24 protein-coding genes are annotated in these 26950 nt (G+C 59.6%); 10 read left to right on the top strand and 14 right to left on the bottom strand.

What is annotated here, in order from left to right; translation table 11 throughout:
- Window positions 1-101: 101 nt before the first annotated feature.
- The 4 genes from ACQRAX_RS19990 to ACQRAX_RS20005 are packed head-to-tail and all read left to right on the top strand — an operon-like array spanning window position 102 to window position 6173.
- Window positions 102-3596, top strand: coding sequence for a response regulator (locus ACQRAX_RS19990; protein WP_412041005.1), 3495 nt, complete (start codon window positions 102-104; stop codon window positions 3594-3596).
- Window positions 3593-4414: a CheR family methyltransferase gene (locus ACQRAX_RS19995; RefSeq protein ID WP_412041004.1), complete on the top strand. Its 822-nt coding sequence runs from the start codon at window positions 3593-3595 to the stop codon at window positions 4412-4414. The genes ACQRAX_RS19990 and ACQRAX_RS19995 overlap by 4 nt, the downstream gene beginning before the upstream one ends.
- Window positions 4411-4986 carry a chemotaxis protein CheB gene (locus ACQRAX_RS20000; RefSeq protein ID WP_412041003.1) on the top strand — a complete coding sequence of 192 codons (576 nt, stop codon included), beginning with the start codon at window positions 4411-4413 and terminating at the stop codon, window positions 4984-4986. Before ACQRAX_RS19995 ends, ACQRAX_RS20000 begins: the two co-directional genes overlap by 4 nt.
- Window positions 4980-6173 (top strand): hybrid sensor histidine kinase/response regulator, encoded by a 1194-nt coding sequence (locus ACQRAX_RS20005; RefSeq protein ID WP_412041002.1) that lies wholly within the window; start codon window positions 4980-4982, stop codon window positions 6171-6173. Before ACQRAX_RS20000 ends, ACQRAX_RS20005 begins: the two co-directional genes overlap by 7 nt.
- A gap of 47 nt (window positions 6174-6220) precedes the next feature.
- Here the strand turns inward: ACQRAX_RS20005 and ACQRAX_RS20010 are convergent, their stop codons facing one another.
- From ACQRAX_RS20010 to ACQRAX_RS20020, 3 genes are read right to left on the bottom strand one after another with little or no spacing between them, the layout of a single operon-like run.
- Window positions 6221-6814: a TetR/AcrR family transcriptional regulator gene (locus ACQRAX_RS20010; RefSeq protein WP_412041001.1), complete on the bottom strand. Its 594-nt coding sequence runs from the start codon at window positions 6812-6814 to the stop codon at window positions 6221-6223.
- A 10-nt stretch (window positions 6815-6824) separates the two neighbouring features.
- Window positions 6825-7673, bottom strand: a complete 849-nt coding sequence (locus ACQRAX_RS20015) for a 3-hydroxybutyryl-CoA dehydrogenase (protein ID WP_412041000.1) — start codon at window positions 7671-7673, stop codon at window positions 6825-6827.
- Between the two features lie 17 nt (window positions 7674-7690).
- Complete coding sequence (locus ACQRAX_RS20020) at window positions 7691-8875, bottom strand: acetyl-CoA C-acyltransferase family protein (protein ID WP_412040999.1); 1185 nt, start codon at window positions 8873-8875, stop codon at window positions 7691-7693.
- A gap of 168 nt (window positions 8876-9043) precedes the next feature.
- On the opposite strand from ACQRAX_RS20020, the gene ACQRAX_RS20025 reads away from it, so the two are divergent.
- Entirely contained in the window at window positions 9044-10057 is a 1014-nt protein-coding gene (locus ACQRAX_RS20025; RefSeq protein WP_412040998.1) for an AraC family transcriptional regulator, read from the top strand.
- Here ACQRAX_RS20025 and ACQRAX_RS20030 read toward each other — a convergent pair.
- On the bottom strand, window positions 10034-10936 hold the full coding sequence (locus tag ACQRAX_RS20030) for a dihydrodipicolinate synthase family protein (protein ID WP_412040997.1): 903 nt from the start codon (window positions 10934-10936) through the stop codon (window positions 10034-10036). The genes ACQRAX_RS20025 and ACQRAX_RS20030 overlap by 24 nt on opposite strands.
- Window positions 10937-10974: 38 nt before the next feature.
- Window positions 10975-11757 carry an aldolase gene (locus tag ACQRAX_RS20035; RefSeq protein WP_412040996.1) on the bottom strand — a complete coding sequence of 261 codons (783 nt, stop codon included), beginning with the start codon at window positions 11755-11757 and terminating at the stop codon, window positions 10975-10977.
- 159 nt (window positions 11758-11916) lie between these two features.
- Between ACQRAX_RS20035 and ACQRAX_RS20040 the strand changes: the two genes are divergently transcribed.
- Together ACQRAX_RS20040 and ACQRAX_RS20045 are read left to right on the top strand one after the other, a co-directional pair.
- Window positions 11917-12459, top strand: a complete 543-nt coding sequence (locus ACQRAX_RS20040; protein ID WP_412040995.1) for a helix-turn-helix domain-containing protein — start codon at window positions 11917-11919, stop codon at window positions 12457-12459.
- 5 nt (window positions 12460-12464) lie between these two features.
- On the top strand, window positions 12465-13250 hold the full coding sequence (locus tag ACQRAX_RS20045; RefSeq protein WP_412040994.1) for an AraC family transcriptional regulator: 786 nt from the start codon (window positions 12465-12467) through the stop codon (window positions 13248-13250).
- Here the strand turns inward: ACQRAX_RS20045 and ACQRAX_RS20050 are convergent.
- Window positions 13239-13826, bottom strand: a complete 588-nt coding sequence (locus ACQRAX_RS20050; RefSeq protein WP_412040993.1) for a LysE family translocator — start codon at window positions 13824-13826, stop codon at window positions 13239-13241. The genes ACQRAX_RS20045 and ACQRAX_RS20050 overlap by 12 nt on opposite strands.
- Window positions 13827-14110: 284 nt before the next feature.
- Between ACQRAX_RS20050 and ACQRAX_RS20055 the strand changes: the two genes are divergently transcribed.
- Window positions 14111-15682: a TerC family protein gene (locus ACQRAX_RS20055; RefSeq protein WP_412040992.1), complete on the top strand. Its 1572-nt coding sequence runs from the start codon at window positions 14111-14113 to the stop codon at window positions 15680-15682.
- Here ACQRAX_RS20055 and rarD read toward each other — a convergent pair.
- The gene (rarD, locus tag ACQRAX_RS20060) at window positions 15645-16532 is read right to left on the bottom strand and encodes an EamA family transporter RarD (RefSeq protein WP_412040991.1); all 888 of its coding nucleotides are present in this window, start codon (window positions 16530-16532) and stop codon (window positions 15645-15647) included. The genes ACQRAX_RS20055 and rarD overlap by 38 nt on opposite strands.
- A 59-nt stretch (window positions 16533-16591) precedes the next feature.
- Window positions 16592-18154 carry an EAL domain-containing protein gene (locus tag ACQRAX_RS20065; RefSeq protein WP_412040990.1) on the bottom strand — a complete coding sequence of 521 codons (1563 nt, stop codon included), beginning with the start codon at window positions 18152-18154 and terminating at the stop codon, window positions 16592-16594.
- Window positions 18155-18462: 308 nt separating this feature from the next.
- On the opposite strand from ACQRAX_RS20065, the gene hppD reads away from it, so the two are divergent.
- The gene (hppD, locus tag ACQRAX_RS20070; protein ID WP_412040989.1) at window positions 18463-19539 is read left to right on the top strand and encodes a 4-hydroxyphenylpyruvate dioxygenase; all 1077 of its coding nucleotides are present in this window, start codon (window positions 18463-18465) and stop codon (window positions 19537-19539) included.
- Window positions 19540-19602: 63 nt separating this feature from the next.
- Here the strand turns inward: hppD and ACQRAX_RS20075 are convergent, their stop codons facing one another.
- Both ACQRAX_RS20075 and ACQRAX_RS20080 read right to left on the bottom strand, forming a co-directional pair.
- Window positions 19603-20406, bottom strand: coding sequence for a CSS-motif domain-containing protein (locus ACQRAX_RS20075; protein WP_412040988.1), 804 nt, complete (start codon window positions 20404-20406; stop codon window positions 19603-19605).
- Between the two features lie 101 nt (window positions 20407-20507).
- A complete protein-coding gene (locus ACQRAX_RS20080) occupies window positions 20508-21212 on the bottom strand; it encodes a type 1 glutamine amidotransferase domain-containing protein (protein WP_412040987.1) in 705 nt (234 codons plus the stop codon).
- Window positions 21213-21366: 154 nt separating this feature from the next.
- Between ACQRAX_RS20080 and ACQRAX_RS20085 the strand changes: the two genes are divergently transcribed.
- A complete protein-coding gene (locus tag ACQRAX_RS20085; protein WP_412040986.1) occupies window positions 21367-21840 on the top strand; it encodes a nucleoside deaminase in 474 nt (157 codons plus the stop codon).
- Window positions 21841-21849: 9 nt separating this feature from the next.
- Here ACQRAX_RS20085 and ACQRAX_RS20090 read toward each other — a convergent pair whose 3' ends face one another.
- The 4 genes from ACQRAX_RS20090 to ACQRAX_RS20105 form a co-directional block, all read right to left on the bottom strand.
- Window positions 21850-22905 carry a tetratricopeptide repeat protein gene (locus ACQRAX_RS20090; protein ID WP_412040985.1) on the bottom strand — a complete coding sequence of 352 codons (1056 nt, stop codon included), beginning with the start codon at window positions 22903-22905 and terminating at the stop codon, window positions 21850-21852.
- 204 nt (window positions 22906-23109) lie between these two features.
- A complete protein-coding gene (locus tag ACQRAX_RS20095; RefSeq protein ID WP_412040984.1) occupies window positions 23110-24552 on the bottom strand; it encodes a coniferyl aldehyde dehydrogenase in 1443 nt (480 codons plus the stop codon).
- Window positions 24553-24555: 3 nt separating this feature from the next.
- Complete coding sequence (locus tag ACQRAX_RS20100) at window positions 24556-26172, bottom strand: GMC family oxidoreductase (protein ID WP_412040983.1); 1617 nt, start codon at window positions 26170-26172, stop codon at window positions 24556-24558.
- 37 nt (window positions 26173-26209) lie between these two features.
- Window positions 26210-26899, bottom strand: coding sequence for an OmpW/AlkL family protein (locus ACQRAX_RS20105; RefSeq protein WP_412040982.1), 690 nt, complete (start codon window positions 26897-26899; stop codon window positions 26210-26212).
- Window positions 26900-26950 lie beyond the last annotated feature (51 nt).

The following is a 26950-nucleotide window of genomic DNA, read 5'->3' on the forward strand; positions in this document are numbered from 1 at the left end:
TAGACAGCCACTGAAACGGCTGTCGACGTGGAAAAGTAGAACAATTACTCGAATAATCCTCCACACTCTTTTGTTTGATTCACTTGCTCGGACCTTTTGAGATGATTCAGCCAGCCTCGATAGATCAGCAAAGCTTTCGCAAGTTGCTGAGCCGCAACATCGCCCTGCCCCTGGGGGTAGGCCTGCTCAGCGCGGTGGTGTTCGTGGTGGTGATCAACTACCTGTTGTCGGCCATCCAGTGGGTGGAACATTCAGACCGGGTGATCAATAACGCCAACGAGGCGGTCAAACTGTCGATCGATTTGGAAACCGGCATGCGCGGCTTCCTGATCACCGGCGACGAACGCTTCCTCGAACCCTACGAAGTGGCCAAGCCGCAAGTGCTGTCCGGCCTGATGGGCTTGCAGCAGTTGGTCCAGGACAACCCGCAACAAGTCGACCGGCTGGACCGCTTGATGGGGCTGCAGCAAGAGTGGAATGCGTTTGCCAACCAGATGATCAATCTGCGTCGCGAGGACGCTGACTACCGTGAGCCAATCCGCGTCGGTCGGGGTAAACGCATCACCGATCAGATCCGCAAAGAGTTCGATGCCTTCATCGCCATGGAACAGCAGTTGCGGGTAGCACGTAACCAGCAGGTGAGCACCCTTTCCTGGGGCGGAATTACCGTGTACCTGGTGTTCGTCCTCCTGCTCAGCGCGTTGCTGGCGTTTCTCGGTCGACGCGATTTGCTGGCGTTGTCATCGAGTTACACCAGTAACCTGCAGACCCAGCAGCGCGCGACCCAGCGCCTCGAACAGCAAGCCTGGCTGCGTAGCGGCCAGACACAGCTGGCCGAACAGGTGCTCGGCCAGCTTACGCTGCCAATGTTGGGTAACAATATCCTGCGTTTTTTCGCTACCTATCTGGGCAGCGTAGTTGCAGCGCTGTACGTGCGTGACGAACATGGTGGTTTGCGCCGAGTGGCCAGCTATGGCTTCTCCAGTGAGCAGGAAGCCCGTGAACAGGTGGTCGGTTCGCACGAAGGCATTCTCGGCCAGGCGCTGAGCCAGGGGCGCCTGCTGCGCCTTGATCAGGTACCCGAGGACTACTTCAAAGTCAGTTCCGGGCTGGGTGAAGGCTTGCCGCGCAGTGTCCTGGTGATGCCGGCCAGTAACGACGGGCAGATCAACGGGGTGGTCGAACTGGGCTTTCTGCGACCCTTGACCGACCGCGATATCGAGCTGCTGGAATTGGTCGCTGACAACCTTGGCACCTCCATTGAAAGTGCGCGTTACCGCCAGCGCCTGCAAGAAGTGTTGGCCGAAACCCAGCAGCTCAACGAAGAGCTGCAGGTACAACAGGAAGAGCTGAAAACCGCCAACGAAGAGCTCGAAGAGCAATCGCGGGTGCTCAAAGAGTCGCAGGCGCACCTTGAGACTCAACAGGCCGAACTCGAACAGACCAACGAGCAATTGGCCGAACGTACCGATGCCCTGGCCGACCAGCGCGATGCACTGGACCGCAAGAACGGTGAATTGAACCAGGCGCAGCTCGAACTGCAGGCGCGCGCCGAGGAGTTGCAGCGCTCGAGCAAATACAAGTCCGAGTTCCTCGCCAACATGTCCCACGAGTTGCGCACACCGCTCAACAGTTCGCTGATCCTCGCCAAGCTGCTGGCGGAGAACCCGCAGGACAACCTCAGCGAGGAGCAGGTCAAATTTGCCGAGTCGATCTATTCGGCGGGCAATGACCTGCTCAACTTGATCAACGACATCCTCGACATCGCCAAGGTCGAGGCCGGCAAACTTGAAGTGCGCCCGGAAACCACCCACGTAGCACGTCTGACCGAAGGCTTGCAGAGCCTGTTCGAGCCGCTGGCCCGCGATAAGCAACTGAGTTTTAGCGTGCTCGTTGAGCCGCAGGTTCCGGCAACCCTGTACACCGACCGCCAGCGCCTGGAGCAGATTCTCAAGAATCTGCTGTCCAACGCCGTGAAATTCACCGAGCACGGCCAGGTCAGCCTGACGGTCAGCTATCAGGCGGGCACCGGTATGGTCTTCTCGGTGCGCGACAGCGGCATTGGCATCGCCGCCGACCAGCAACAGAGTATTTTCGAAGCCTTCCACCAGGCTGATGGCACCAGCAATCGGCGCTATGGCGGCACCGGCCTGGGCTTGTCGATCTCGCGTGATCTGGCCCGCTTGCTCGGTGGCCAGATCAGTGTCGACAGCAGTGCCGGCAAAGGCAGTGTATTCAGCCTGATCCTGCCGCAGCGCTATGAGCCGATCATTGAGCAGGTGCCGGCGGTGATCGTCAATCAACCGGTTACCACCCTGGCCGAACCCGAACCGCAAACGCCGCTCAATGCCGCAGCGATTATGCGCAGCGTGCCAGCATTTGCCGACGACCGTGAGCGGGCGCCGTTCAGCAATCGTTGCATTCTGGTGGTCGAGGATGAGCCGAACTTTGCCCGCATTCTCTATGATCTTGCCCATGAGTTGGGTTATAGCTGCCTGGTAGCCCAGGTTGCTGACGAAGGCTTTGAGCTTGCCGCACGCTTTATTCCCGACGCTATTTTGCTGGACATGCGCCTGCCAGATCACTCTGGCCTCACTGTGTTGCAGCGGCTCAAGGAGCAGGCCAGCACCCGGCACATTCCGGTGCACATCATTTCGGTCGAGGACCGCGTGGAGGCGGCCATGCACATGGGGGCCGTCGGCTATGCGGTCAAACCTACCAGCCGCGAAGAGCTCAAGGCGGTGTTCGCACGCCTGGAAGCCAAGTTGACCCAGAAGCTCAAGCATATTCTTCTGGTAGAAGACGACGATCTGCAGCGCGAGAGCATCGCCCGCCTGATCGGCGACGATGACATCGAGATCACCGCCGTCGGCATGGCCCAGGAGGCGCTGGATCTGCTGCGCGAGAACATCTACGACTGCATGATCATTGACTTGAAACTGCCGGACATGCTCGGCAACGAGTTGCTCAAGCGGATGTCGGAGGAGGACATTCGTTCGTTCCCCCCGGTGATCGTCTACACCGGGCGTAACCTGACCCGCGATGAAGAAGCCGACCTGCTCAAGTATTCACGTTCGATCATTATCAAAGGTGCCCGCTCACCGGAGCGCCTGCTCGATGAAGTGACGCTGTTTCTGCACAAAGTCGAGTCGACGCTGTCCCATGAACGACAACGCATGCTCAAGACCGCACGCAGTCGCGACAAGGTTTTTGAAGGGCGAAAACTGCTGTTGGTCGACGATGATGTTCGCAATATCTTCGCCCTGACCAGCGCTCTCGAGCAAAAAGGGGCAACTGTCGAAATTGCTCGCAATGGTCGCGAGGCGATCGAGCGACTTGAGCAGAACATCGACATCGACCTGGTGCTAATGGACGTGATGATGCCGCAAATGGACGGCTACGAAGCCACGCGGTTGATCCGCAAGCAAGCGCAGTGGCGCAAGCTGCCGATCATTGCGGTGACTGCCAAGGCCATGAAGGACGACCAGCAACGTTGCCTGCAGGCCGGGGCCAACGATTACCTGGCCAAACCGATTGACCTTGACCGGTTGTTCTCGCTGATCCGCGTCTGGCTGCCGCAACTGGAGCGAATTTGACTATCGAACGTAATACCGACATCGAAATACGCCTGTTGATCGAGGCGATTTACCTCAAGTACAGCTATGACTTTCGGGATTACTCCGGTGCCTCGATCAAGCGCCGGATCCTGCATGCCTTGCGCCAGTTCGAGTGCAAGACGGTTTCGGCGCTGCAGGAGCGGGTGTTGCACGATCCGGGCATGTTCATGCAGCTGTTGCAGTTCCTGACCATCCCGGTCAGCGAGATGTTTCGCGACCCGGAGCACTTTCTGGCGATGCGTAAAGAGGTGGTGCCGCTGCTGCGTACCTGGCCATCGCTGAAGATCTGGATCGCCGGTTGCAGTACCGGTGAAGAGGTCTACTCGATGGCGATTCTGTTGCGTGAAGAAGGCTTGCTGGAACGCACCATCATCTATGCCACCGATATCAACCCCAGTTCGCTGGAGAAGGCCAAGCTGGGCATCTACTCAATGCAGAACATGCGCGAGTATGAAGACAACTACCGCAAGGCGGGTGGCCAGCGCGATTTCAGCGAGTACTACACCTGCGCCTACGGCAACGCCATTGTCGACAGCAGCCTGCGTGACAACGTGACCTTCGCTGATCACAGTCTGGCGACCGACAGCGTGTTTTCCGAAACCCAGTTGATCTCCTGCCGCAACGTGTTGATCTACTTCAACAAAGCCTTGCAGGATCGCGCCTTCGGCTTGTTCCACGAATCGCTGTGCCACCGCGGCTTCCTGGTCCTGGGCAGCAAAGAAACCGTGGACTTTTCCGCCTATGCCGAGCAGTTCCAGGCACTGGTCAAACCAGAACGGATCTACCGCAAATCATGAACGGCATTCAGGCGATCACCCTGGGCGCTTCGGCGGGTGGCGTCAGTGCTTTGCTGCACCTGTTCCATGACCTGCCGGTGGATTTTCAGATCCCCTTGTTGTGTGTACTGCACCTGCCCGATGACCGCCACAGCCAGTTGGCCGAGGTATTCAGTCGCAGGCTCCGGCGCCCAGTATGCGAGGCGCAGGACAAGCAGCCGGTAGCCCCGGGGATGATCTATTTCGCCGGCCCCAGTTATCACTTGTCAGTGGAACAGGACCGCCGTTTTTCGTTGAGCCAGGAAGAACGGGTGTACTTCTCCCGGCCAGCCATCGACATTCTTTTTGAGTCGGCTGCCGATGCCTATGGCCCGGCGCTGCTCGGCGTGCTGCTGACCGGTGCTAACGAAGACGGGGCGCACGGCCTGGCCCGTATCAAGCAGATGGGCGGTCACACTATCGTCCAGGACCCGCACGAAGCACAGGTCGCGACCATGCCCAACGCGGCATTGGCACTGCATCGACCTGACCACATTCTGCCGTTGAGCGGCATCGGGCAATTGCTCGCTAAGCTGGAATTTTCTGAATGCTAAGCCATATCCAAGCCAAGCTACTGATCGTCGACGACCTGCCAGAAAACCTCTTGGCTCTGGAGGCGTTGATCAAGGGCAGCGATTGTCAGGTGCATCAGGCGCAATCTGCCGACGAGGCCCTGTCGTTGTTGCTTGAACATGAGTTTGCCCTGGCGATTCTGGATGTACAGATGCCGGGCATGAATGGTTTCGAGTTGGCCGAATTGATGCGCGGTACGGAAAAGACCAAGAACATCCCGATTGTTTTTGTCAGCGCCGCCGGGCGCGAGATGAACTATGCCTTCAAGGGCTATGAAAGCGGCGCGGTGGATTTCTTGCACAAGCCGCTGGACAACCAGGCGGTAAAAAGCAAAGTCGCGGTGTTCGTTGATCTTTTTCGCCAGCGCAAGGCCTTGGGCCAACAACTCGAAGCGCTCGAGCGCAGCCGCGCCGAGCAGGAGCAATTGCTGTCGCAGTTGCAGGTTACCCGCCGCGAACTGGAGCATGCGGTGCGCATGCGCGATGATTTCATGTCGATTGTCTCGCATGAAGTGCGCACGCCGCTCAATGGCTTGATTCTGGAAACCCAGCTACGCAAGTTACACCTGGCCCGGGATAACGCTGATGCTTTCACCCTGGACAAGATGCGCGCGATGGTCGAACGCGACGAGCGCCAGATCAATAGTTTGATTCGCCTGATCGAAGACATGCTCGATGTGTCGCGGATCCGTACCGGCAAGCTGTCAATTCGTCCCAACCAGTTCGACCTGAGCCAACTGGTCGCGGGTTTGATCGAAAATTTTTCCGCCCAGGCTGCAGCGGCGGCATCGTCCATTGTGTTCAAGGCTGAGGCGCCACTATCAGGGGTCTGGGATGAATTTCGTATCGAACAGGTTGTGGCTAACCTGCTGACCAACGCACTGCGCTACGGGGCAAATCATCCTGTCCAGGTACGCACCTTCGAGCAACAGGAACAGGCCTGCATTGAAGTGCGCGATCAAGGCATCGGCATCAGTGAGCAAAATCAGCAACGCATCTTTCAGCAGTTCGAGCGGGTGGCGAGCAATCCAGGCAATGCCGGGCTAGGCCTGGGGTTGTACATCTCGGAACAGATCGTTCTGGCCCATGGCGGCAGGATTGAGGTGCGCAGTGCCGAAGGCCAAGGCGCAACCTTCACCGTGCGCTTGCCGCTTCCCAGACCGAGTTGAGGCACGAACGGTTGCTGGCGCCTAGTGCGCCTGCGACAGGATTAGCCTCAGACCATCGAGTTCAGGCTTTCGCCGCGCAAGGTCCGCTCGATGCCGCCCAGCAACATGCTTTCCATTAGGGCCAGACCCTGGGCTTGAGGTAGCTGCGAGGCCTGCAACCAACTGGGCAGGCTGTTGAGCAGGTTGGCAATTACATGGGCGGTAGCGGCCAGTGCCGGACCACGCAAGGTGGCCTTGGGCACGATCAAGCGCAGCAACGCCGCTTCATACTGTTGGCGTAACTGGCCGATCCGGGCTTGTTGCTCGGGGCTCAGGCAGCATTGGTCACGTTCAGCCAGACGAAATTGCAGCGGACGCTCCGTGTGCAGCGCCCAATGTGCGGCAATCACTTGCCCCAGGGTTTGCTGATGAGCACGGCGCCCTTGGTTGAGGGTGGCGAGCAGTTCCTCGTACAACTCTTCGATCAGGTCGTACAACAGGTCCTGCTTGCTGGGGAAGTGGTGATACAACGACCCTGCGGTCAAGCCCAGGTGGCTGGCCAGCTCGCGCATGCTGACCTGGCCAAAGCCCTTTTCGGCGAACAGCGCCAGGGCTTTGTCACGCCGCTCTTCGAAGTTCGTACAGCGCAAAGCGGCGTCCATGGGCTCGTCCTCAGTAGGTGAAGAAGCCACGACCGCTCTTGCGTCCCAGGTAGCCGGCGGCAACCATTTCCTTGAGCAGAGGGGCAGGGCGGTACTTGCTGTCGTTATAGCCTTCATGGAACGCCTGCATGATCGCCAGCAGGGTGTCCAGGCCGATCAGGTCGGCCAGGGCCAGCGGGCCGATCGGCTGGTTGCAGCCCAGGCGCATGCCGGTGTCGATGTCTTCGGCGCTGGCCAGGCCTTCCTGCAGCACGAAGATCGCTTCGTTGATCATCGGCACCAGGATGCGATTGACCACGAACCCCGGACGGTTGCCTGCGCTGATCGGCGACTTGCCGACCTGCTCGGTCAGGGCCAGGGCTGTTGCGTAGGTGGCGTCACTGGTCTGCAGGCCGCGAATGATCTCGACCAGGGCCATCATCGGCACCGGGTTGAAGAAGTGCACGCCGATAAAGCGCTCCGGCTGGCTGACCGCCGCACCCAGTTGGGTGATCGACAGTGACGAGGTGTTGGTGGCAATCACGCATTCACTGCTGACGCTTGCAGCAATCTGCTGAAGAATGCGCAGCTTGAGCTCGAGGTTTTCGGTGGCCGCCTCGATCACCAGCTGTGCGTGCTGCAACTGGGCGTAGTCAGTGCTGGTGGTAATCCGCGCCGCCGCCGCTTGGGCAGCGTCGGCGGCGAGGGTCTGCTTACTGACCTGGCGCTCAAGGTTCTTGCGCAAGGTGGCCAGACCGCGTTCCAGCGCGGCCTCGGACACATCGATCAGAGTGACCTGGTAACCGGCTACCGCACACACCTGGGCAATGCCATTGCCCATGGTGCCAGCGCCGATGACAGCAACGTTTTGAATACTCACGGTGAAAGCTCCTGGGCTCAGACGCGCTCGAAGACCACGGCGATACCTTGACCGCCGCCGATGCACATGGTGGCCAGGGCGTAGCGGCCTTCAATGCGCTGCAGTTCGTGGATGGCCTTGGTGGCGATGATCGCACCGGTAGCACCGACCGGGTGGCCGAGGGAAATGCCGGAACCGTTGGGGTTGACCTTCTCGGGGTCAAAGCCCAGTTCAGCGGCCACGGCGCAGGCTTGGGCGGCAAAGGCCTCGTTGGATTCGATGACGTCCAGATCAGCGACGTCAAGGCCCGCTTTTTCCAGAACCTTGCGGGTGGCTGGCACTGGGCCCAGGCCCATCAGCTCAGGTTCGACGCCGGCATGTGCATAGGCAACCAGGCGCGCTAATGGCTTGAGGCCATGGCGTTTGACGAAATCACCGGTGGCCAGCACCAGCGCGCCAGCGCCATCGTTCAGGCCGCTGGCATTGCCGGCAGTGACGGTGCCGTCTTTCTTGAACGCCGGCTTCATCCCCGCCAGTTGCTCGGTGGTCACGCTGCCGCGCACGTGCTCGTCGACCTCGAAGCGCACGGTGCCTTTGCGCCCGGGAATATCGATCGGCACGATCTGGCTGTCGAAACGGCCTTCGGCAATGGCGCGGGCGGCGCGTTGCTGGCTGACCAAGGCCAGTTCATCCTGCATCTGACGGGTGATGCCATTGCGCTCGGCAACGTTCTCGGCAGTGATGCCCATGTGAAAGCCCGCGAAAGGATCGTGGAGGATGCCGAGCATGTAGTCGACACCCTGCAGATCACCCATACGCGCACCCCAGCGAGCCTGAGGCAGCAGGTACGGGCCACGGCTCATGGATTCGGCACCGGCAGCTACCACGGCCTCGGCGTCACCGAGCAGCAGGCTCTGCGCGGCGGAGACAATCGCCTGCAGGCCCGAGCCGCACAGGCGGTTGACGTTGAACGCCGGGGTTTCTTTGGGAATGCCGGCATTCATGGCGGCGACCCGTGCCAGGTAGGCATCGCGGGCTTCGGTAGGGATGACCGTGCCCATGACCACATGGCCAATCTGCTCAGGTGCTACACCGGCACGCTCGATCGCCGCGCGAGTCACGCTGCTGGCCAGGTCAGCCAGCGGCAGGTCCTTGAGGGCGCCGCCAAAACTGCCGATGGCCGAACGGACGGCGCTGACTACGTAGATTTCCGGGGTGTTCATGGTCGACTCCAGTATGCGAAAGCATGGCGGGGCGGTGGCAGCCTCTGACAGAATGCACGCCAAGCCAGTTCAGGTTGTCAACGAGTCTAGGCAAAGCCTTTCGCCGGGCCTATGCCATAACTGTTCACTGAAACTGGTATTTTTTGCCATACCCTTGCGGAATCCGCCATGCGGGAAAACGATACAGTCGCGGTTTACTTCGTCCACACCATGCTGCATTCGCTGCGTGACCAACCGCAGCGGGCGGCGGCCTTGTTGCGCGAAGCCGGTATCGATCCGGCCGTGCTCGATACACAAGGTGCCCGGGTGCCGGCTTCAGCCTTTGCCCGGCTCTGGTTGATCCTGATCCAGGCGCTGAATGACGAGTTTTTTAACCTCGACAGCCATGGCATGCCGTTGGGCAGTTTTGCCCTGATCTGCCGTGGACTGATCCAGGAGCCGACGCTGGAAAAGGCGTTGCGACAATGCCTGGGCAATTTCGCCCTGTTCTTGCGAGATGTGCGCGCCAGCCTGTCGATCAAGGGCGCACGGGCGTTGATCAGCGTGAAGTCACGCATCGAAGATCCGTTGACACGGGTGTATGCCGAGGAAACCTTCCTGGCCCTGGTGATCAGCCTGTTGTGCTGGTTGGGAGGGCAACGCCTGGTGATTGATCGCACCGCACTGACGGACCTGCGTCCGGCCCAGGGTGACGATCTGTTGCTCTGGGGGGCCAACCTGCAGTTGGGCGCGGGGGTCAGTGAAATCGAATTTGCCGCCGACTACCTGCGCTTGCCGGTGATTCAGGATCTGGCCGCGCTCAAGACGTTCCTGCGCAGCGCGCCGCAATGGTTGGTGATACGTTATCGCAATCAGAATGGTCAGGTGGCTCAGGTGTACCGCTACCTGCGCGAAACTGAGCAGGGCCAGTGGCCTACCTTGCTGGCCATGGCCAAGCGTCAGGGCTTGAGCCCGAGCAGCTTTCGTCGGCAGCTGGAACGCGAAGGCCGCTCCTACCAGCAGATCAAGGATGAGGTGCGTCGCGCCACCGCTTTTGAGTGTTTGCGCGAAACCGATATGAGTATCGCCGAAATCGCTGAGCGCACCGGGTTCCAGGAACCCAGTGCGTTTCACCGCGCTTTCAAGAAATGGACCGGCGAAAGCCCAGGGGGTTATCGCTTACGCCTGGCTACCCGCCGCTAGCAGCTCCTCCAGCAAGCTACGCAGGTGATCCTGCCCGGCCTGGTTCAGCGCAAACACCGGGCGACGTGGCTCGCCCACCGGCAGCCCCTGAATGGCCAGCCCGGCCTTGACCGTTGCCGGCAAGCCGGCCTTGAGGATGAAGTCCAGCAGCGGCAACTGACGGTAGAACACGCTCTTGGCGGTCTTCAGGTCGTTGCTGACAATGGCCTTGTACAGTTGCAGGTTGTGCGCGGGGATCAGGTTCGCCGCCGCCGTGCACCAGCCGCTGGCACCGGCAATAAAAGCTTCCAGGGCCAACGGGTTGCAACCGTTGTAGAAGGGCACCTGGCCCTCACCGAGCAGCTGCAGTTTGTGCATGCGCTGAATGTCGCCGGTGCTCTCCTTGACCATGGTTACATTCTCGACTTCGCGCACGATGCGCAGAATCAATTCCACCGACATGTCGGTGCCGCTGGTGGCCGGGTTGTTGTAGAGCATGATAGGTACATCGATGCTGGCACCTATGGCCCGGTAGTGCTCGAAGATCTCCGCTTCGCTGAGCTTCCAGTAGGCCGTCGGCAAAACCATCACTGCATCGGCGCCATGCGCTTGGGCAAAACGCGCGCGGCGAATGGCGCCGGCGGTGGTCAGGTCGGAGACGCTGACAATGGTCGGCACGCGTCCGGCGATGTGCGCCAGACTGAATTCGGTGGCCTGGTCCCACTCCTTGTCGCTCAGGTAAGCGCCTTCACCGGTGCTGCCCAGTGGCGCGATGGCATGTACCCCGTTTGCAATCAGGCGGTCGATGGAGTGGCCCAAGGCAGTCAGGTCAAGTTGCTGGCCGTCGCTGCTGAACGGGGTGATGGTGTAGCCGATGATGCCGTGAAATTTCGTGCTCATGAACAGTACTCCGCAAGTAAGGCAAATAGGGCAAACAATCAGCTCAGGCAGTCGGCATGCACCCGCAGGCACTGTCGCGCATAGTAGTTGAAGGCGGCGCTGTGGCGCTTCGGACGTGAAATCCAGTCGTGGGCTTCGCGGCCCAGGGCCGGTTCGATCGGTTTGACTTCGCCAGCAGACATGGCCAGCAGTTGCAGCTTGGCTGCACGCTCAATCAGTTGGGCGATGACACACGCCTCTTCGATGCTGCCGCCAGTCGACAGTTGGCCATGGTGCGAGAGCAGAATGGCGCGCTTGTCGCCCAGCGCTGCACTGATGATTTCACCTTCTTCATTGCCCACCGGCACACCCGGCCAGGCTTCAAGAAAGGCGCAGTCCTCATACAGCGGGCACAGGTCCATGTGCGAAACCTGCAGCGGCACTTCGAGCATCGACAGCGCGGCGACATGAGTGGGGTGGGTGTGAATGATGCAGTTCACATCCGGGCGTGCCCGATAGACCCAACTGTGGAAACGGTTGGCCGGATTGGGCATGCCCTGGCCTTCGAGCACCTCGAGGTCTTCATTGACCAGCAGCAGATTGCTGGCGGTGATTTCATCGAAACCCAGCCCCAGTTGCTGGGTATAAAAGGTGCCTGTTTGGGGGCCTCGGGTACTGATTTGCCCGGCCAGGCCGGAATCGTGACCGTTGTCGAAGAGAATTCGACAGGTCAGGGCCAGCTTTTCCCTTGCAGTCCACGTATTATCGGCAAGCGAGCCTTGCATCTGTGTAAGGGCCTGCTTGATCAGTTGGTCCTTGGGCAATGCCAGTGTCTTGGCCATGGGGATATCCTCGATGGTGTAGAGAAGTGTCAGGCTGGCCCGCCCCGGCTACTTGGAAGGTGAAGGGGCGGTTACGGCCATGACACAAAAAAGTATAAATGACACAATGTGTCATTAGCAAGAAAAAGCTTGCCCGTGACACTGGGAAAATTGCATCGCATGTCTATCCGATTGAAATTGTTAAGAAAAAAACTTGGAATCACCTTGGAGGTGTTGGCCGAAAAGTCCGGCATGACCAAGAGTTACCTCTCCAAGGTGGAACGTGGCCTCAACACACCGTCGATTGCCGCGGCCTTGAAGCTGGCGCGGGCGCTGAGTGTCAACGTCGAAGAACTGTTCGCCGAGGATGCGCCTGGCCAGGCACGTTTCAGCCTGGTGCGCAGCGGCGAGCGCCAAGCCTTGTCGGGCAGTGCCCAGGGGCCAGGCTACGCGGTGCTGGCCAACCATATCGGCAGTCGCAGCCTGCTGCCGTTCATCATCAGCCCGCCCCGCGATTTCAGCGACTCGACCTTCAAGGAGCACTTGGGTGAGGAGTTTCTGTTTGTTCACGAGGGCCAGGTGGAGGTGGACTTCATGAATGAGCGGGTGATTCTCGAACGCGGTGACGCGCTGTACTTCAACGCCCAGACGCCACATCGGCTACGCTCGTTAGGTGAGGTGCAGGCGCAACTGCTGGTGGTGGTGCATGACGCCGAGAAGTGATGCCGATGGCCAGTCACTCGCGCTTCTGGCGTGATCCGGCGCTGCCGTTCATTGAGGCGCGCAGCGTCGACGACGGGCGCAAAGTCTGCTATTCGCCGCACTCCCACAAAAGTTTTTCCATTGGGGCGATCACAGCTGGGCGCAGCACCTATGTGAGCGGCGACAGCCATCAACAGGTAACCGCGGGCACTGTTGTGCTGATGAACCCGGGAGTGGTGCATACCTGCAACCCGATTGACGGTGAGCCTTGGTCCTATCTCATGCTGTTTGTCGACCTGCCCTGGTTGCAGGCGTTGGGGTTCCAGCCGTTCGACGTGCTCAGCAGTCAATCGCCTGACCTGTACCAGGATCTGTGCCAACTGCATGGCGTGTTGCTCGATGATCAGCTCATCAGCGCCAGCAAGCACACGGCTTTGTGCATATTTTTCAGTGAGCTTATCCAGCGATTGCCCTCCAGCGTGGCGAGCGTTGCACGGGTCAACCCAGGCTTGTTGGTGGCTGCGGCGTTCATGCGCGAACACTGTACCCAGGCGCTACGTCTGGAGGACATCGGCGATGCGGCCGGGCTCTCCACCTCGTACCTGATCCGGGCGTTCAAGCAACATTTCGGTTTGACCCCCCACGGCTATCTGGTCGACCAGCGAGTGCAGTACGCTCGGGCCCGGTTGCGCTGCGGTGGTGTCATCGCCGAAGTGGCGCTGGAAGCAGGGTTCGCCGACCAGGCGCACCTGCAGCGGGCCTTCAAGCGTCACCTTGCGGTAACGCCAGGGCACTATCGATCAGCCCAGTAGCAAGTACAGGGCGCTGGCTACCAGCAGCGCTGCCAGCACACGATTGAACAGACGAATGCGTTGTGGATTGCCTAGATACGGACTGATGACGCTCCCGGCCCAGGCCCAGCTAGCAATGGACAGATAGCAGATAACAAAATAGATCCCGGTGAACTGCCAGAGCAGGGTGGTTTCGCCTTCACTGACATATGCGCCGACACCGGCCACGCATGCCAGCCAGGCTTTGGGGTTGAGCCATTGCAAGGTCGCACCTGCGAACATCGACGGCGCAGAAGCAGCCGCGCGATTCGTCAGCTCGCCTTGGTCGCTGGCCAGTCTCCAAGCCATGTACAGCAAAAACGCCACACCACCGGCGTGCAGCACCTGGGCCAGGGCGGGCCAATAACGCAGCAGCTCATGCAAGCCAAGGCCAATGAGAATCAGCAGTAGACTGAACCCCAGGGTGGCGCCAGTGACATGCCTGAGGCTTGCGCGCAAGCCATAGCGGGCTCCGCTGCCCAGGGCGACTATGTTAACCGGGCCGGGTGAAATGGATGCGGCCAACGCGAAGGCGGCCATGGACAGCATCAGACTCATGAGGGTTCATCCTGCAGGAAAGGTTGAATCAGTCTGATGGTCTGGCCGGGGCGGGTATTGAAGGAAATTACCCTGCTGAGGGTTGGACAGGCGGCAAACGCTTTACAGAATTTGAAATAGTTTTGCGCTGTCAGAAAAGCCTGCTGCAATTGTAGGATCTCCTCCCCAAATTGATGCTAGGTTGATATGACTTCGTTTTCGGAGCCCCCCAGTAGCTGGCCGTCCCGGCCTTTCTCCCGTCCCTGTGACGTTTCCCCGCTGTTCGCCCAGATGAGTACCCGCCCATGGAATGGCTAGCCGACCCCACGGCCTGGCTGGGCCTTGCCACGCTGATTGTGCTTGAGCTGGTACTGGGTATCGACAACCTGGTGTTCATCGCGATCCTTGCCGACAAACTACCGCCCCATCAGCGCGACCGTGCGCGGGTGATTGGTTTGTCTCTGGCGTTGATCATGCGTCTGGGCCTGCTGGCCAGTATTTCCTGGATGGTGACCCTGACCGCGCCGTTGATCGAGGTGCTCGGCAAGAGTTTCTCCGGTCGCGACCTGATCATGCTGTTTGGTGGTGTGTTCCTGCTGTTCAAGGCCACCATGGAGCTGCACGAACGCCTTGAGGGCCATGTCACGCAAACCAATGGCAATGCCCGTCATGCCGCGTTCTGGCCAATTGTGGCGCAGATCGTGGTGCTCGATGCGGTGTTCTCGCTCGATGCGGTGATCACGGCCGTCGGTATGGTGGAACACTTGTCGGTGATGATGATCGCGGTGATCTTCTCCATTGGCATCATGATCGTTGCCAGCAAGCCACTGACACGCTTCGTCAATAGCCACCCGACAGTGATCATGTTGTGCCTGGGCTTCTTGATGATGATCGGTTTCAGCTTGACTGCCGAAGGCCTGGGCTTCCACATTCCCAAAGGCTATCTGTATGCGGCGATCGGCTTCTCGATCCTGGTCGAACTGTTCAATCAGGTCGCTCGCGCCCGGCGCAAACGCAGCCTGCAGCAGCACCGGCCATTGCGTGAACGCACCGCCCATGCGGTATTGCGCCTGTTGGGTGGGCGGCGTATCGAGGCCGATGAGGTCGGTGAAGAGATTGCCGACCTGGTCGAAGGCGGTGAAGAGCATGTGCTATTCGACCGTCGTGAGCGGGTGATGATCAGCGGTGTGCTGAACCTTGCCGAGCGGCCAATCAAGACACTGATGACGGTACGGGCGCAAATCGATGCCATCGACCTGGCACAGACGCCCGAGGCGATCCGCACCGCGCTGATGCACTCGTCTTACTCACGCTTGCCGCTCATTCGCGATGGTCGTATCGACGAGCCATTAGGCTTCGTGCACAAGAAAGAGTTGCTCAAGGAACTGTTGGCGGGCAATGAACCAGACCTGGAAAGCCTGGTGCGCGCACCGCTGAACCTGTTGGAGAGCTTCAGCATTCTCAATGCCCTGGAGCAGATGCGCCAGCAGTCGACGCACATTGCTTTTGTGGTCAATGAGTTTGGCGATTTCACCGGCCTGCTGACCATGACCGACATTCTTGAGTCGATCGCTGGCGAGTTGCCGGACGCCAGTGAGGTCGAGGGCCCAGGGATCATTGAGGATGAGCAAGGCTTTGTCGTCAGTGGCGCCCTGAACCTCAGCCAGATTCAGGCACGCACCGGCTTCACGGCCAAGCCGACCGAGGATTACCAGACCCTGGCTGGCCTGGTGATGAGCCTGCTCGATCGTTTGCCAATGGTTGGTGACAGCCTGCAGTGGAACGGCTGGCAGATGACCGTGGTCGCGGTGGAAGAGCGTCGGGTCCGAGAGGTACGCCTCAGGCCAAACGTCGCTGGTGACGCAGCAGGTGCTTGACGCCTTCAAGGATCAGCACCAGCACTGCCAGCCAGATTGGCAGATAGGTCAGCCACTGGTCGGGGCCGATGGTCTCGCCCAGTAGCAAGGCCACCGCCACCAGCAACACCGGCTCGACGTAACTGAGCAAGCCGAACAGGCTGAAGGCTAGCAGTCGGCTTGCCCACACGTAGAAGATCAGCGCCAGGGCGCTGATCACCCCGAGCAACGGAATCAGGCCATACAGCGCAGGATGCTCAATCAGGTCCTGGGCGCTCAAGGGGCCCTGGATGACAAAGTACAGCGCTGCTGGCAGCAATAGACACATATCCGCCCAGAGACCGCCGAGGTGGTCGGTGCGGCATTTGCGCCGGAGCACGAAGTACAACGGATAGCCAATAGCGACCACCAGGGTTTCCCAGGCGAAACTGCCATGCTGGTACAGCTCGTGGCCGACGCCGGTCGCTGCGCACGCCACAGCGAGCTTTTGCAGGCGTGACAGGCGTTCACCGTAGACCACTCGCCCGGTCAGGACCATGCTCAGCGGCAACAGGAAATACCCCAGCGACACCTCGAGGCTGCGGCCGTGCAGGGGTGCCCAGAGGAACAACCACAACTGTACCCCAAGCATCGACGACGTGCCGAGCAGGCCCAGTAGCAATATTGGCGTTTGCCGGATGCGCTGGAGCAGGCCGCTGATCAATGACCAGTCCTTGCTCAACAGCAGGAACAGAGTCAGGCAGGGCAGGGTCAGCAAGGTCCGCCAGCCAAACACTTCCTCACCGTCCAACGGCGTTAACAGCGAGGTGTAGTAATACATCACGGCGAACAAGCACGACGCCATGACTGATGAAACGATGCCTTTGGACACGAGGGCCTCTGTAGCAAGAAAAAGAAGGGCGCGTCGCCACGCATTGAGTAACGCGAGTGTCAGTGGCTGACTGCCTGCAGCGGGCGTTGGGTTGCCAGGGCCTGAATGAATGCATCACCCGACATCGGTCGCGCAAACAGGTAGCCTTGCTGGAAATCGACGTTGTGCCGGGCGAGGTAGTCACGTTGCACCTCGTTTTCCACGCCTTCGGCGGCGATCCCCAGCCCCAGCTTGCTCGACAGCTCGATGACACTGTCGAGGATATGCAATGACAGCGCATCGCCGCCGATCATGGCGACGAAGCTTTGATCGATTTTCAGGTAGTCAACCTTGAACTGCTGCAGGTAGGCCAGACTGGACTGGCCAGTGCCAAAGTCATCCAACGCGATCAACACGCCCAGCTCATGGAGTTTATTGAACAAAGCATGGGTTGCCTCGCTGGGGACGATGAGTTTGCGCTCGGTCAGTTCCAAGGTAAGGACTATCTTGCCGGCCGGAAAGGCGGCCAGAAAGGCTTGGCAGTCATCGTACAGGGTCAGGTCCTGGCAGTGGTCGGCGGTGATGTTGATGCCGATATGAAAACCGTCGTCCAGGGCGTCGGCATGCGGGGCCAACAGTTCTGCGGTGCGCTGCATCAGTTGACGGGTCATCGGTACGATCTGGCCGCTGTGCTCGGCATAGGGGATGAACAAGTCCGGGCTCACCAGACCCTCGCGCGGATGTTGCCAGCGCATCAACACTTCGGCGCCGGCCCATCGGTAGTCGCCACGGCGCACCACAGGCTGAAAATACGGCAGAAATTCCTGGGCCTCCATCGCCCGTTGCAACTCGGCGCGCTGCGAAGTGACCCGACGCAATTGCCAATAGCAGGTCACCCCGGCGATGGCCCCAAGCACCACCAGCAAGCCGAACAGTGCCGGGTATTCACTGCGCATCACTTCGCCGATTTTGCCTGGGGCGTAACTGCTGTGGATCGAGAAGGGGTAGCGCGCTGAAACGACATGGGCAGCGGCGACTTCAGCGGGCGGCAGTGGGCTATCGTTGACATGGCCATCGCGGTCCATCCAATGCGGACCAACTTGCAACACGGGGTTATTGTCGGCATCCAGCAGGTGCAGGGCGCTAACCAGATGATCACCGTCCACCGTGCTGATGGCGCCGCGATCGCCTTCAGTGGTGCGGTACACCAACAGCGCATGGCCAGGCGTTACCGAATTGCCGCTCATCAGCCACAGTGTGCCCTGGGTATAGTCACTGTCATGCACCGGTTCGCTGTAGGGGCCGAACAGCGAACTGCAATACAGCTCACCGCGGTACACCAGGTTGGTGGAGCGCACGAACGCGCGTCGGGTGACCTGGTCACGCAGGGCCAGTTTTTCCTCGCCGCAGGGAAGCCCCGCCAGCGGCAGCAGTTCCCGGGCGGCAGCGGAGATATTGTCGAGGATGCGTTCGATCTGGGTGGCCATCTGTTTAGCGCTGGCTTCGCTGCGGCTTTGCAATTCGCGCTCGGCCTGCCAGTACATGATTAGCAGCCCGCAGAGAATCGGCAAAGCCCCCACCAGCCACGGCAACAGCAAACGCAGCGGGCGGCGCGGGCGGCGATGTTGTACCGATAGGGGCATGGCGACTAACCTGAAATAACTGAACTGTGCAGAGGATAGCCGTACGTCGACCGGGTGGCTGAACTTAAAGTGCGACAAATTTGATTACGCACTGTAGAATCGTCTTACGCATACAATAATAAGGTTCCTCGTCAACGGGGAATCAACCCGCCGAGAATGGGTCCATATGAAGTGTCATGGGTTCCAGCTGATTTATGGTGACTACCTCGCACGCAGTGTGAGGGGTATCTCCTGCGCGCCGCCATCTTCGCTCGACATCGATAGCAAGTAACCACCGTTTTTAGCGCATTGATGATGAGGTATTGAGCATGGCTGACATTTTTGAAAACCCGATGGGCCTGATGGGCTTTGAATTCATCGAGTTCGCATCGCCCACCCCTGGCGTTCTGGAGCCGATCTTCCAGATCATGGGCTTCACCAAGGTGGCGACCCACCGTTCCAAGGATGTGCACCTGTACCGCCAGGGCGACATCAACCTGATTCTGAACAACGAGCCGAAAAGCGTCGCTTCGTACTTTGCCGCCGAGCACGGGCCGTCGGTGTGCGGTATGGCCTTCCGCGTGCGCAACGCCCATGAAGCCTATGCCCGCGCCCTGGAACTGGGGGCTCAGCCGGTGGAAATCGAAACCGGTCCGATGGAGCTGCGTTTGCCGGCGATCAAAGGTATCGGTGGTGCGCCGCTGTACCTGATCGACCGTTTCGAAGAAGGCAGCTCGATCTATGACATCGACTTCAACTTCATCGAAGGCGTCGACCGTCATCCGGTCGGGGCCGGTCTGAAGATCATCGATCACCTGACCCATAACGTTTATCGCGGGCGCATGGCCTACTGGGCCGGGTTCTACGAGAAGTTGTTCAACTTCCGTGAAATCCGTTACTTCGATATCAAAGGCGAATACACCGGTCTGACCTCCAAGGCCATGACGGCGCCCGATGGCATGATCCGCATCCCGCTGAACGAAGAGTCGTCCAAGGGCGCTGGTCAGATCGAAGAGTTCCTGATGCAGTTCAACGGTGAAGGCATTCAGCACGTGGCGTTCCTCACCGATGACTTGCTGCAGAGCTGGGATGCCCTGAAGAAGATTGGCATGCGCTTCATGACTGCGCCGCCAGAGACCTACTACGAGATGCTCGAAGGCCGTTTGCCAGGCCACGGTGAGCCGGTAGGCGAGTTGCAGGCGCGAGGCATCTTGCTGGACGGCTCTTCACAGCCGGACGACAAGCGTCTGCTGCTGCAAATTTTCTCGGAAACCTTGATGGGGCCTGTGTTCTTCGAGTTCATTCAACGCAAGGGTGATGATGGTTTCGGTGAAGGCAACTTCAAGGCGCTATTCGAGTCCATCGAGCGTGATCAGGTCCGCCGTGGTGTGTTGAACGCAGAGTAATGGGGTTCAGCAACAAGAAAAGGCCATTGAGCGAAATCTCAATGGCCTTTTTTGTTGCGCTTTTCAGCGTTGGGCAGGTGCAGGGCGGGCTCTTCCTCTTCTGAACAAGCCCCAATAGGCGGCTGCGGAGGTCATGATGCCTACCAGCAGAAGTGAGGGTAAGGTAGCTTGCATCGCCTGACGTATTACCTGCCAGGATTCCCCGCTGGGATAGCCTGCGTGTACGGTATACCCATACCGTTCCGAAACGAGTTGCATGGTGTTTTCAGCATGGTTGGGTACTTGGTAGGACTCCCCGTTACCCGTTGCCCAGACAAACTGTCTGTCAAATTGCAAGCTCAGTACCACTGAGTTCTGGAACCCTAGCAACTCTAGCTGCAAGGCGCGCAGATTGGCGGCAGTGACGACTCCGTGATCGTTAACCTGTAGGCGATAGAGCAAAATGGGCGAACCTGGGGTTGCTCTGTCGCTGGTGTGAATGCGCAGTCGCCCGTTGATGTAATGACCCGCCTCCATATTAATGTCTGTTGAACCATAGAGGGTGCTGCAATAAATCTGCGTCTGTTTTTTGAGTGATATCGATCGTGCGTTCGGTTGTCGGACTACTTCCCGACGCAACTCGGGTAAAATTTCTTCGCAGGGTCTACCCACCAGCCCCGTTACCTGGCTACTGGTGTTGTGCAGAGACTCAATCACTCTGTCGATGGCATACACGGCCTCACGTGCCGTGACCTCGATCGTTTCTTCTTGTTTGCGGTCAACTTGCAAGGTGAGTACGAGCAAGCCACAGGCGATTGGCGCCATTCCGATCAGAACAGTGATCAAGAATTCGATCAGGCTACGCCCGGCGTTGGAGTGTGAAACCATGATAGGTGCCTCTATGCTGAACTGATGGTCAGCATAGAGAAGCGACTCTAAGGTGCCTGTAGGCTCCATTGATAGCGTTTGTAGTACCCTTCAGCTAAAGGTCATGGCTGCTTGCGTTCACTTAGCGCCTTCAGCACCAATTCGGCGACCGCCACCCCTGATGCCGGGTTCTGGCCGGTGATCAAACGGCCTTCTTTCTGGTCGGCGATGGCAAACGCCTGCCAGGGATCTTCAGCCTTGCGGTAAAGACCACCTCGGGCCTTCAGCTCTGTTTCGGTAAGGAAGGGCACCACTTTGTCCAGTTCGGCCAATTTCTCTTCGGTATCGGAGAAGCCGGTTACCTCTCGGTCTTTGACCAGCAGCGTGTTATCGCTGAGCTTGATGTTGAGCAAGCCGACGGCCCCATGGCAGATCGACGCGACAACCCCGCCGGCCTCGAATATCCTGCGGGCCAACTCCTGCAGCCCAGTATTCTCCGGGAGGTCCCAGATAACCCCGTGTCCGCCGGCATAGTAGATCGCGACGTAATCCTGAGCTTTGACCTGGCCGGGGTTTAAGCTGCTGCCCAGGCGGTTCATGAACGCTTTGTCGTTGTACCACTGCCAGTCGATGTCTTGGGCCATGCTCAGGCTGTGGGGGTCAATCGGCACATAACCACCGGCGGGGCTGACATAGTCGACCTTGTAGCCAGCTTTCTCGACCTTTTCGACAAAATGCACTGCCTCACCCAGCCAGAGCCCGGTGGCACGTTTGAGTGTTGGGTATTTGGCCGTATTGGTCAGCACCACCAGAATCTTCTTGCTCATCACCAGGCTCCCTTCACTGGATTGGACCCGGTCCGCCCGGATCACCAAGGAAAACCTCTACAGCATAGTAGTGGTTGACAGGGTTGCCATTGTGGGCTGGCGGTATGCTAGCCTTGCTGCAACCCTGATTTTTGACATTGGAGTCAAACGCTTCATGAGCACCTCCCCAACGCAAACGGATAAATTCATGCAAGCTGCCATCGACGAAGCTCAACAAGGGCTGGCTGAAGGTGGGATTCCGATCGGTTCGGTGTTGGTGCACCAGGGGCAGATCATTGGTCGAGGTCACAATCGTCGAGTGCAGTCTGGCAGCGCTATTTTGCATGGCGAAATGGATGCGCTGGAGAACGCCGGCCGCCAGCCGGCCAAGGTCTATGCCGAGTCGACGCTGTACACCACCTTGTCGCCGTGTGCGATGTGCAGTGGTGCGATTCTGCTGTACGGGATCAAGCGGGTGATTGTCGGCGAGCACCAAACATTCATGGGGGAAGAAGAGCTGCTCAAGTCCCGTGGTGTGGCATTGGAGGTTCAACACAATGACGATTGCATTCGCATGATGGAGCAATTCATTGCCGAGCAGCCAGCGTTGTGGGACGAAGACATTGGCGTTGATACTCCGCAAGCCTAAAGCTGCGCTCTAGAGGCCTTGCTGCACCAGTGGGTCGTCAGGGTTCAGCTGTTCCAGCTGCGCCAGCAGGACCTGCACATTCTGCATCTGCCCGGTTTCTTTCCAATACGCAATCAACAATACCCTGGCCTTGCGGTTGGCCGGGTCACGCGATAACAGTGCTTCGAGCTGTTTTTGCGCGGGTTCCACTTGCTCGAGTTGATGCAGGCTGGTTGCCAGCGTGTAGCGATACTCATTGTTGTCCGGCTCAAGTTCCAAGGCCCTGGCGAACGCCAGCAGGGCGTATTCGTCCTGGCCATGACGCAGCAGCCAGCGTCCCAGTTCGTGTTGCAGGAAGGCGGAGTCTGGTTGCAACTGCAAGGCATTGGCCAGAATCTGGCGCGAAGCATCGGTCTGGCCCTGGCGCTCTAGTAATTGGACCTTTACAGCCAGCGCCTGAAGGTTGTCTGGTGCCAACTGCAGGGTCCGTTCCAAGGCTGCGCTGGCGTCCTTGAAATTGTTTTCATGCAGATACAACTGCGCCAGGTGCAACTGTGCGGCGGGGTCCTCGGTCTGTTGTGCAAGCGCCTGCTGGTACTGCTCAAGCGTGTGCTGCAAGGGGCCGAAGTACAGGCCGATATCGTCCGGGCTCAATTCCAGCAACGCGTCGACCACGGCAAAGCGCACACTGTGATCCTCATCTTCGAGCAATGGTGCAAGTGCCAGGCTACGCTGGGCGTCGGGTAACAGCGCTTGCATGCTGGCGACTGCTGCACGGCGCACCAAAGGGTCTTCGTGTCGCAGGTCCTGGCTGGCCAACTTCAACGCCAGCGGCGAGGGGTAATTGGGCAGTTCGGCATACAGGTCGGCGCGGCGAATGGGGGAAAGGTCCGTACGTTGCAGTTGCTGATACAACACCCTGGCCGCGCCGGGCTGACCGTTGTGAGCCATGGCTACTGCTTTGGCGTAAGAATGCTTGAGCGCCGGCGTCGGCGCCGGACTGTCATCACGCCAAAAATACCCACCCAAGCCCAGGACGACGAGCAGGATCAAGCTGACAAGGGTGTATTGGCGTTGTTTCGACATGGGTGAATCCGGGGCGCGACAGGAGCGTCAGCTTGGGTCAGCGAGGGTGGCGACGTCAAATATTGTGGGCAGGCTTGCAAGGCCAGCCCGCCCACAGCGTATTTTATTGCCGCCGATGATATCAGCGTGGCGCCAGTCAGTGTGCCGTGCTGGCACCGCTGACAACGCCAGCGCTCACAAACAAGCAAGCTTGTATGGCAGAGGCTACTGCCTATCGGACTTACCTAGATAAAACCTTAAGGCCAGGCGCTGAACCCAGCGTCCGTAGGGCGGGTAAAACAACTGGGTGGGGAACCAGCGCTGGCGCTTGAGCAGCGCTTTGCCATGCGACAAGCTGCGAAAGCCTTCCTGACCATGGTAGGAACCCATTCCCGAATTGCCCACGCCACCGAACGGCAGGTCGTGCTGAAACACATGCCAGGCCCAGTCGTCCAGAGTCACACCGCCGCTGTGTGTTTCATTGAGTACGCGCTCGGTTTGCCGCGCATCCAGGCCGAACGGGTAGAGCGCCAGTGGCCGTGGCCGCGCCTGGATGTAGGCGATGGCCTGGCTGAAATCGGTGTACTCGATGATCGGCAGCAGCGGACCGAAAATTTCTTCCTGGGCCACCCGCATATCGTCGCTCACGCCGGTGATCACCTGCAAGGGCAAGCGCCGTGGCACACTCGCAGAACTTCGACAGGACAGGATCACCGCGCCTTTGTCGCGCGCATCGCTCAGTAGCGCCTGCATCCGCTGGGCTTGCCGCTCATTGATCAGGCTGGTGTAGTCAGCGCTGCTGGCCGGGTCAGGGTAGAGCCGTTCGAAGGCGTGCTTGAGTGCCGCGGCAAATACCTGAGCTTTACCCTCGGGGACCAGCACATAGTCGGGCGCAACGCAGACCTGACCGGCATTGAAGCCCTTGCCGTGGGCAATGCGCAGCGCGGCATCCTCAAGGTCTGCCTCGGTGCCTAGCAAGGCTGGCGACTTGCCGCCCAACTCCAAGGTCACTGGCACCAGGTGCTCGGCGGCGGCGCGCATCACCTGGCGGCCCACCTGCGGCGCCCCGGTGAACACCAAATGATCGAATGGCAGTGCGGTGAAGGCTTGGGCGCAGGCCAGTTCACCACCGAACACGGCCACTTCGTCTTCGTCGAATACCTCGGCAAGCAGCGTTTGCAGAACCTGACGACTGTGCGGTGCGTATTCCGACACTTTGATCATTGCCCGGTTGCCGGCTGCCAGTGCAGCTACCAGCGGTCCCAAGGTCAGATACAACGGAAAGTTCCAGGTGCCGACGATGCCCACCACACCTTTGGGTTGGTACTGAATCCAGGCCTGATTGCCAAAAAACAGCAGCTCGGTCTTGCGCCGTTCGGCTTTCATCCAGCGGCGCAAATGGGCGATGGCATGTCGCGCTTGCAGTACCGGGCCGAGCACTTCGATCTGCAGGGTTTCGAAGGCGGCGCGGCCGGTGAAATCAGCTTCAAGCGCCTTGACGATGGGTTGCTGGTAACGGCGCAATACCGCAATCAGGCGCTTGAGGTTGTTGAGTCGAACACTCAGTGGCGGGCAAGGCTGTTGGTTGAAGGCCTGGCGCTGGCGTTGCAACAGCAGGTGCATGCGCTCGATTTCTTGAGTGTCGAAAGCCTGTGACAGATCGTTCATGGCCTAACCCTCCTGGCGGCTGCGCAGCAGCATGTCGGCGGCTTTCTCACCGATCATGATGCTTGGCGCGTTGGTGTTGCCGCCGATCAGGGTCGGCATGATCGAGGCGTCGGCGACCCGCAGGCCGGCGATCCCATGCACGCGCAACTGGTCATCGACTACCGCCAGCGGATCGCTGCCCATCTTGCACGTACCTACCGGGTGGTACTGGGTGTCGGCCCGATTGCGGATATCCTGCTCCACGGCCTGGCGGTCCTGCTGCGCCAGCGGGTACAGGGCCTTGCCGCGAAACGGCGCCAAAGGCAACGCATCGAGGATGGCGCGCTGGATATCGGCACCGCGCATGAGCACTTGCAGGTCGTGTGGCTCGCTGAAGAAACACGGGTCAATCAACGGCGCTGCAGTGGGGTCGTTGCTGGCCAGTTTGAGCGTACCGCGGCTCTTGGGTCGCAGCAGGGTCAGGTGACAGCTGAAGCCGTGGCCTGGGCGCATTTTACGTGCGTGATCGTCAACGATGGCGGGGACAAAAATCAGTTGCAGGTCGGGCGCGGGCAGGTCGGGCTGACTCTTGAAAAACGCCCCTGACTCGGCGAAGGGTGAAGTCACCAGGCCTTTGCGCTCACGTTTCCACTGTGCCATGGCCTTGAGCATCTTCCAGCTGAAGGTCGGCGAAAAACCGAAGGTATCGGTTTTGTTGCGGCTGCGATAAGTGAACACGTAATCGATATGGTCCTGCAGGTTTTCGCCGACACCGGGCAGTTCGTGGGTGACCGGGATACCGTGCTTTTGCAGCTCCTGAAGCGGGCCGATGCCCGACAGCATGAGCACCTGCGGCGAGCCGAAGCTGCCAGCGCTGAGCACCACCTCATGGCGCACCTTGAGTACGAGCTGCTGGCCGTCATGGCGCAATTGCACGCCGACCGCGCGAGCCGACTCGACCAGCACCCGCTCGACGGTGGCGCCGGTCAGCACCTTGAGGTTGTGGCGGTCCAGGTTCGGCGTGAGAAAAGCCTTGGCTGCGCTGCAGCGCTCGCCGTTACGCTGGGTGACCTGGTACATGAACGCGCCTTCCTGCTCGACGCCGTTATAGTCCGTTGTGGGGCCGATGCCGTTGAGCTTGGCTGCTTGCAAAAACGCGGCGTTCAAGACGCTGGGGCAGGTCACTTCGGTGACACTCAGCGGCCCGTGTTGGCCATGGTAGTCATCGTTCAGGTTGTGGTTCTGTTCGGACTTGATGAAGTAGGGCAGGACGTCGGCATAGGACCAGCCCTGGTTGCCCAACGCCGCCCAGTGATCGTAATCCTGGCGATGACCGCGCACATACAGCATGGCGTTGATCGAGCTTGAACCACCCAGGGTCTTGCCCCGTGGCTGGTAGCCGCGGCGGCCATTGAGGCCTGGTTGTGCCACGGTCTGAAACGCCCAGTTATTGATCCGCGTCGGCAGCATGGCGACCATACCCACTGGGGCATGGATCAACACGCTGCGGTCGGCGCCGCCGGCTTCGATCAAACAGACGCTGATGCTCGGATCCTGGCTCAGGCGGCTGGCGATGACACAGCCTGCCGAGCCGCCGCCGACCACGATGTAGTCGAATGTGTTGTTATATTCAGTGGTCACGTTAAGTGCTCCGTGAAATGCGCGTGCGCAAGAGGCGTCAGAAGCGGTAGCCGACGGTTAGCGAATAGACGTCCGGATCAGCCTCGACGTCGATCTTGCGCTTGACCTGGCCGAGGCCCGGGGTTTGGGTCTTGATCGTGGCGGTGGTGTCGATCCAGTAGCGGGCGTAGGAGAACCCGGCACTCCAATTGTTGGTCAGGGGGATTTCGACGCCGACCTTGGCCACGGCCCCCCATGAGTCATCCAGCTTCGAGGTGCTGGAAGTGCCGCCAAAGGCTGTGTTGTAGGCGGCGGTCATCTTCTCTTCGCTGAACCAGGTGTAATTGACCCCGAGGGCGACATAGGGCTCAACGCCAAAAACGTTAAAGTTGTAGGCCAGCAGTACCGCGGGGAACCAGGCCCGGGCGCTACCGACCTTGCCCAACGGCGCAGCAGAGCCGGCGCCGTCGAAGTCGATCACCGGCGGCGCGCCGGTCTGCACCACCAAGGACCACGGCCCACTGAGCTGGCGCTCGTAGATCAATGCCAGAGTGCCGGTGTCACGCACCGTGGCCTGAACGTTGGCCGGGGTGGTGCCGGGCATGCCGGTCATGTCACCAGCGTCGGTGTTGAACTGGATATCGGCATAGCCGATGCGCACTATATTGCGGGGTTCATCACCGGCCAGTGCTGGCAGGGAGAGCAACGGCAGGCACGCGGCAAGCGTGGGCGCAAGCATTCGTCTCATGGAAGCCTCAGATTTTATTGTTCTTGTCGAGTGGTGTTGCGGTGCTGATGC

The organism is Pseudomonas sp. UM16, from assembly GCF_050312595.1.
Lineage (GTDB): Bacteria > Pseudomonadota > Gammaproteobacteria > Pseudomonadales > Pseudomonadaceae > Aquipseudomonas.

Bases quoted from the DNA above. Each gene is read 5' to 3' on its own strand.
- ACQRAX_RS20095 (WP_412040984.1), bottom strand. From the start codon at position 24,552: ATGAACGATCTGTCACAGGCTTTCGACACTCAAGAAATCGAGCGCATG.
- ACQRAX_RS20090 (WP_412040985.1), bottom strand. From the start codon at position 22,905: ATGTCGAAACAACGCCAATACACCCTTGTCAGCTTGATCCTGCTCGTC.
- hppD (WP_412040989.1), top strand. From the start codon at position 18,463: ATGGCTGACATTTTTGAAAACCCGATGGGCCTGATGGGCTTTGAATTC.
- ACQRAX_RS20085 (WP_412040986.1), top strand. From the start codon at position 21,367: ATGAGCACCTCCCCAACGCAAACGGATAAATTCATGCAAGCTGCCATC.
- ACQRAX_RS20010 (WP_412041001.1), bottom strand. From the start codon at position 6,814: ATGGACGCCGCTTTGCGCTGTACGAACTTCGAAGAGCGGCGTGACAAA.
- ACQRAX_RS20005 (WP_412041002.1), top strand. From the start codon at position 4,980: ATGCTAAGCCATATCCAAGCCAAGCTACTGATCGTCGACGACCTGCCA.
- ACQRAX_RS20105 (WP_412040982.1), bottom strand. From the start codon at position 26,899: ATGAGACGAATGCTTGCGCCCACGCTTGCCGCGTGCCTGCCGTTGCTC.
- ACQRAX_RS20075 (WP_412040988.1), bottom strand. From the start codon at position 20,406: ATGGTTTCACACTCCAACGCCGGGCGTAGCCTGATCGAATTCTTGATC.
- ACQRAX_RS20025 (WP_412040998.1), top strand. From the start codon at position 9,044: ATGCGGGAAAACGATACAGTCGCGGTTTACTTCGTCCACACCATGCTG.
- ACQRAX_RS19990 (WP_412041005.1), top strand. From the start codon at position 102: ATGATTCAGCCAGCCTCGATAGATCAGCAAAGCTTTCGCAAGTTGCTG.
- ACQRAX_RS20065 (WP_412040990.1), bottom strand. From the start codon at position 18,154: ATGCCCCTATCGGTACAACATCGCCGCCCGCGCCGCCCGCTGCGTTTG.
- ACQRAX_RS20050 (WP_412040993.1), bottom strand. From the start codon at position 13,826: ATGAGTCTGATGCTGTCCATGGCCGCCTTCGCGTTGGCCGCATCCATT.
- ACQRAX_RS20000 (WP_412041003.1), top strand. From the start codon at position 4,411: ATGAACGGCATTCAGGCGATCACCCTGGGCGCTTCGGCGGGTGGCGTC.
- ACQRAX_RS20080 (WP_412040987.1), bottom strand. From the start codon at position 21,212: ATGAGCAAGAAGATTCTGGTGGTGCTGACCAATACGGCCAAATACCCA.
- ACQRAX_RS20030 (WP_412040997.1), bottom strand. From the start codon at position 10,936: ATGAGCACGAAATTTCACGGCATCATCGGCTACACCATCACCCCGTTC.
- ACQRAX_RS20040 (WP_412040995.1), top strand. From the start codon at position 11,917: ATGTCTATCCGATTGAAATTGTTAAGAAAAAAACTTGGAATCACCTTG.
- ACQRAX_RS20020 (WP_412040999.1), bottom strand. From the start codon at position 8,875: ATGAACACCCCGGAAATCTACGTAGTCAGCGCCGTCCGTTCGGCCATC.
- ACQRAX_RS20035 (WP_412040996.1), bottom strand. From the start codon at position 11,757: ATGGCCAAGACACTGGCATTGCCCAAGGACCAACTGATCAAGCAGGCC.
- ACQRAX_RS20055 (WP_412040992.1), top strand. From the start codon at position 14,111: ATGGAATGGCTAGCCGACCCCACGGCCTGGCTGGGCCTTGCCACGCTG.
- ACQRAX_RS20045 (WP_412040994.1), top strand. From the start codon at position 12,465: ATGGCCAGTCACTCGCGCTTCTGGCGTGATCCGGCGCTGCCGTTCATT.